The 5,264-nt window shown below is 65.2% G+C and carries 4 protein-coding genes and 1 pseudogene; all 5 read right to left on the minus strand.

Annotated elements, in window-relative coordinates:
- Positions 1-193 (minus strand): annotated as a pseudogene (locus ACWCQ6_RS35605) (ATP-dependent DNA ligase); the annotation flags it as partial.
- Between the two features lie 32 nt (positions 194-225).
- Positions 226-1,236, minus strand: coding sequence for a hypothetical protein (locus ACWCQ6_RS35610; RefSeq protein ID WP_451096427.1), 1,011 nt, complete (start codon positions 1,234-1,236; stop codon positions 226-228).
- Positions 1,233-3,659, minus strand: a complete 2,427-nt coding sequence (locus ACWCQ6_RS35615; protein ID WP_451096429.1) for a tyrosine-type recombinase/integrase — start codon at positions 3,657-3,659, stop codon at positions 1,233-1,235. The genes ACWCQ6_RS35610 and ACWCQ6_RS35615 overlap by 4 nt, the downstream gene beginning before the upstream one ends.
- 40 nt (positions 3,660-3,699) lie before the next feature.
- Positions 3,700-4,899: a tyrosine-type recombinase/integrase gene (locus ACWCQ6_RS35620; RefSeq protein ID WP_451096431.1), complete on the minus strand. Its 1,200-nt coding sequence runs from the start codon at positions 4,897-4,899 to the stop codon at positions 3,700-3,702.
- On the minus strand, positions 4,871-5,264 hold a 394-nt coding region (locus ACWCQ6_RS35625), incomplete at its 5' end, for an ATP-dependent DNA ligase (protein WP_451096433.1). The genes ACWCQ6_RS35620 and ACWCQ6_RS35625, both read right to left, overlap by 29 nt.

Here is a 5,264-nt window from a genome sequence, read left to right on the forward strand (position 1 = left end):
GCCGCTCCCCCACCACCGCCGCGCCGCTCAAGGCCTCACCGACACGAGCAGCGAGGACAGGCTCCAGGCGCGCGGACAGCCGGGCCGGCCCGCCCTCGTCCCCCACCGCCAGGACCAGATGGTGCAGTCTGAGCCGGGGGCCGGTGAACCCCAGCACCAGGGCGTCGACCGTGTCCGCGTGCCGGACTTTCAACCTTCTCTGCACTTCGCTCAGACGGAGCAGTCCTACTTGGACACGGGCGAAGAGTCTGCGGGAAGTCGTATCTGCACGACCCGTGCCGACTTCCCCCGCGGTGTGGCACCCATCTCCTTCCTCTCGACCACGAGGTCCATTGCCTCGTCCGCCTTTGCGAGCAGGATCGCGATGGAGATGAGGAACCCGCGGCAGAACTCGTAGTCGTCCCGCGTGCGAGCTCGGTGGAAGTCTGCGACGAGGGCTTCGGAGCGGATCATGCCGTTCGAGAGGTTGAGCTTCCGAATGGTTGGCACCAGCAGCTTGAACCGCGCGTAGTCGTAGTGGTCTGCGCCAGCGGCAATGACCCTGACGGCCTGTTGCAGCTCAGCAGTGGCGTGAAGGCCAGCTTCGAAGGCTTGCCGCCGGTCGCTCTGATCAGTGTGGCCGGCGTACGACAACTGGATCCGGGGACCGAAATTGAGGGGGCCTGCTACCAGCGCCTCAGCGCTGTATCTCTTGTTGTAGTGATCGATTAGCTCTTCGAAGCCATAGGACAGGTATCCCAGTGCCTCGCCGATCTCACCCGTCTCCGCCCTTGCCCTCGCTTCTTCCAATGATGCTGTAGTGGCCTCGCGCGTGACGAGATCGGCCATGTCGACGCCCCGGAAGTCAACGCCGAAGACCAGCATCGTCGCGTCGCGGAAGAAGGACGTCACGTCAGCGCAGGTCTGATTGATAGCTGTGCTCGAAGGGACAGCACCGTGGTGCTTGAAGGAGACCCTGAGCCGGTTCATCCGGTCCATCGCGTTCTTGCTGGGCAGCGGAGCACCCAGGGCAGGCTCCAGCTTGGACCAGTAGTCGGCGAAGTTCACCTGGGTCGGAAGGCTGACCTGGTGGTGTTCGGCCGCGAGCCGAAGGAACTGCTCAACGGCATCCTGGAAGCTGTTCACGGCTGGGGCGGAGAGGGGCTCCGCTCGGCGGGCCAGTTCGGTGCCTTGGTCGAATAAGAACCGGACCATCGCCAGCCGTTGAACGGTGTGCGGCGTGAGCGGAGGGGTCATTGTGACTCCGAGGTTCGAGGCTTCGGGAGGCCCAGATGCACCGGGCTGCGTTGGGTGAGTCGGACGGCCTCGTCGCGCTTGGTTCGGAGGAAGACCAACGTCTGGTCGATACCCTCGAGCTCCCCCAGCCAGCCCTCTTCCATCGCGCGCTGACGCCGCAGTAGTAGATCCTTCTCCAATTCGGCGAGCCGCGCGAGCATTTTTGGATTGACCTGGAGCATGGGGCAGCGGATGCAGGCGTGCTCGTGGTGGCAGGGCGTCCCGTAGGGGCGAGCGCAGTTGCCGAGCTCGATCTTGCGTTTGTCGAAGTGTTCTTCGAACTCGGCCCATTCTTCGGCTGTGACGTCGCCGTATTCGCCTTGTGGTCGGAGGGTCCTGCGGTGGTTCAGGAACTGCTGATAGGACGCGACGATGTCCTCGGCGAAGACGGCGACGTAGCCCTGGGTGGTCTGAAGATTCATGTGTCCGAGCAGAGCGGCGCCGATGTGGATGGGCAGGCCGCCGTTGATGATGTCGGTAGCGAAGAGCCTGCGGAAGTCATGCGGGGTGAACGTCATGCCGGCGAAGGCGTCGTTGCTCTCAGCGATCTTCTCGCAGGTGCGGCGGAGCATCTTCAAAACGGTGCCCGCTGCCATGACGCCGCGGATGGTGCCGATCTTGCGCTGAAGCAGGAACGGCATGGGTTCTGACCAGGTCTTCTCGTGCGGGTCGTAGCGGCTGACCAGTGGGATCGGCTTCCCGCCGGGCGTTTGTCGCCGGACGATCTGCGCGACGGCGTGGAAGAGCTCGGTGGACATCGGGATCACGCGCTCTCGGTCGCTCTTGGAAGGCGCGACTACGAGCAGGGCAATGACCTCGCCGTTCGGGCGCTGGTATTGGCGGATGCTGAGGTGGGTCAGCTCTGTGAGTTCTTCGACGCGGATGCCGCTGTGCCGCAGAAGCTCGACGGTTGCCCACTCCCAGAAGGCGATGTCCTCGGTCTTGGTCACGTCGATCGTCTCTCCGGTGCCCTGGTCGACGACTCTGAGGGTCGGGTTTTTGAGGAGCCGGGCCATGCGGCGGTCCACGTCGGAGTCGGTGCGGTTGTAGCGGCGTCCGTTGAGGGAGAACGCACCGCCCAGGGGAACGACGCGGCCCGCTTCGAGGAGGGCGGCCAGGTGCTCGTGCCGTGCTTCGACGTGCTGGACGAGTGCCGGCAGCAGAGGCTGGCGGACGCGTGTGCGGTCGGCCATGTTCCGGTTGTTCGCGCGGCGGCGCTTGCCGTATCCCTTCAGGTCTCGTGGCAGGACCGGGCAGGGGGCGACCCACTGGGCCCACTTCTCCGGCTCTGCGATGGCCCAGCTGTGGAGGTCGACGTAGAGGCCGCGGACAGACAGCAGGATCATCTCGTAGTGCTTGCGGACCTTGGTCTTGTCCGTCGTCCAGTAGCGGAGATCGGCCCTCCACTGGTCATAGACCTCTGGGCTGAGCACGAGGTCGTTCTGATCAGGGTTGATTTTCTCGATGCTCACCCAGAACAGCTTGACCAGGTAGCGGGCCAACGCCTGCAAGGTGGTGTAGTCGGTGTCCGACCGGCGGCGGGTGAGGTAGTCGATCAATAGTTGGCGGATGTCTGCATTCTTGACGGGGTAAGCGTCAACGAGTTCCTCGACGGTCTTCTGCCCGTTGTAGAGGAACATCCGCAAGGTCGGTGGCGTGCCGTGAGGGAAGTGTCCGGCGCCGTGCAGCACCTCCCAGGCGGCAAGAGCGCCGAAGCGTGCGCCTCTGCTGTCAGCGCCGAATACGTTGCCCAGTCTCCTGACCTCCAGGGAGTAGTGCAGGAGCGCGGAGGGGGAGAGATCGGCCAGGGCGATGCCCTGCGTGGTCAGTGCGCAGGTGATGTCGAACTTCGCCCGTAGCCGGTTCAGGTTGTTCATTTCGGGGTGAGCGGCGATCTTCGCGAACACGCTGTCCAGCTGCGGGTCGCGCTGCAGTTTGCGGAAAAACTCCGGGTAGCGGATGAACATGTTCGCCCGGAACCCAGGCAGTGATGGCTGGAAGATCCGCAGGCTGAAGGCCATCCTCAGCGCCGAGATCAGGTTGCCGCTGTCGTAGCCAACGCCTGGTCTGGCCAGGACGTTGACCGAGGAGGCACCCTCCTCATTGAAGCCGCTGGCCTCCCAGCGCTCCTGCCAGGTGTTTCCAGGGAACGTTGCCAGGTGCCCGAAGAGCATCCGGACACCGAGTCGGCGTTTGTCCCTGACCGACTTCTGCTCACCCGGAAGGATCTGGGTGGCCAGACGGCACAGCTCCTCGATGGTGGCTGCTGTCAGATCACCGAATGGGGCCGGAGGGTGCTCGGGACGGGGCGCCGGCGCCGCTTTGAGCACGGCAGCCTGATACTTCGTGCGGTCTTCAGATCCTCGATCCTCTTCGAGCCGCATGCGCCTGTGACGGGCCGTGTAGATGTCGGCCGTGGTCCGATTAACCACCGAACACCGCCTTAAAGTCGTCAGGGTCGTAGCCAGGGGCAATGGTGCGTTCGACGCGAGGCCGGTTGTAGTGCTCCTGAAGAGCGTCGAAGAGGTCCTCGACGCGGGCGTTGAGGTAGCGGCCGGTGGTCGCCAAATCGGTGTGGCGCATGATCACCCGCACTTGGGTCAACGTGAGGCTGGGGTCGTTGGCCATGCGCTGAGCCGCTGTGTGCCGCAGGTCGTGCAGTGTCCAGTTGGTGCCGAGCTTCTCGTTCGCCCGCTGGATGATCCGGCGCATCGCCCAATAGGTCAGCGGCCTGTCGGGGCCGCGTCGAGTGCGGAGCACCGGTTCGTGGGCTGGTGGCAGCCCGTACTGGTCCAGGTAGGCGGCCAAGACCGCCAGGGCTTGCGGGCTCGCCGGGACCGGTTCGCGATCCTTGGTGCCCTTGGTCACGACGTAGATCTGCTGGCCGGACCAGTCGATGTCGTTGGGCGTAACTCCGAGGAGCTCACCGGCTCGGGAGCCACTGGAGACGTAGAGCAGCACCGCAGCCCTGTCCCGGTTATGCGTCATCGCCCCAAAAAGCTCATCCCAGAGGTTGTCGGGGATCGCTCGCGGATCGGCCGAGCGGACACGCTGGCGCAACCGGGCCCGCCGGAATTGAGGAGTGGGCATCTCGGGGTCGTGGTGGGCCAGCGCTCGATGCTGGGCGGCCGACTCCGGCACCGGGTTCACGAGAGGTCCGCGGTTGTGACGTCGGTGGAAGGCATAGAAACTGCTGACGACGGTCAGATTGTGGTTGATCGTCGTCGGCGCGTAGCCAGCCCTCAGGTAGGTCTTGCCGGTCCGAGAGTTCACCGAGCCGGGCGGCGGGGCATCTGGCCTGCGACGCCGACGCTGCGGATTCTCCGTCACCCGGAGCCAGCCCACCAGCGCGGACGCCTCGGATTGGGTGGCCCGCTCCCAGGCGACTCCAAGGAACCACAGCAGGCGATACCAACGCAGCATGTCGTATGCGTAGCTGCGGCCGGTAAGCAGACGGTTGTCGTCGAGCGCCAGATTTCTCAGGTACGAGACGACGGGCTCTACGGCTTCACCAGAGGGGTCAAAGACGGCGAAGCCGGGATAGCTCGTTTCGAGCTCAGCTACGCAGCCCACGCGGGGCACGGTTGCTCGGCCTTCAATCAGGGCCCTGTGCAGGTCCTGCATTTCTCTCCTCAAGGCTCGGGGTTGCCCCGTCCAACGAGCCAGAGAAGGTGCAGTTAACAAACCACCGGCGCTGACCCGACGGGTAGCCGGCACTGCCGCGTTTGCAGACGATCCCTTCGATGCCCTGCTCGCGCAGGGCGTCGTACCAGAGCACGGCGACGTCCCGGTCGTCGGTCGCCGGCACGGCCTGGATCGGCGGCCCGACATCGGCGAGGAGGCCCAGGAGGAGGGCGCGGCGCTCGGTGTAGGGGCGGCTTCGGCAGTCGTCGATCGCCGGGTCCGGGTGCTGCAGAAGGTCCCAGCAGATGTAGGAGGCCGGGTACCGGGTTGCCAGGGCGCGGGCCCGGGTCGTGGATGACGCGGCC

It is taken from the genome of Streptomyces sp. NPDC001880, assembly GCF_053594575.1.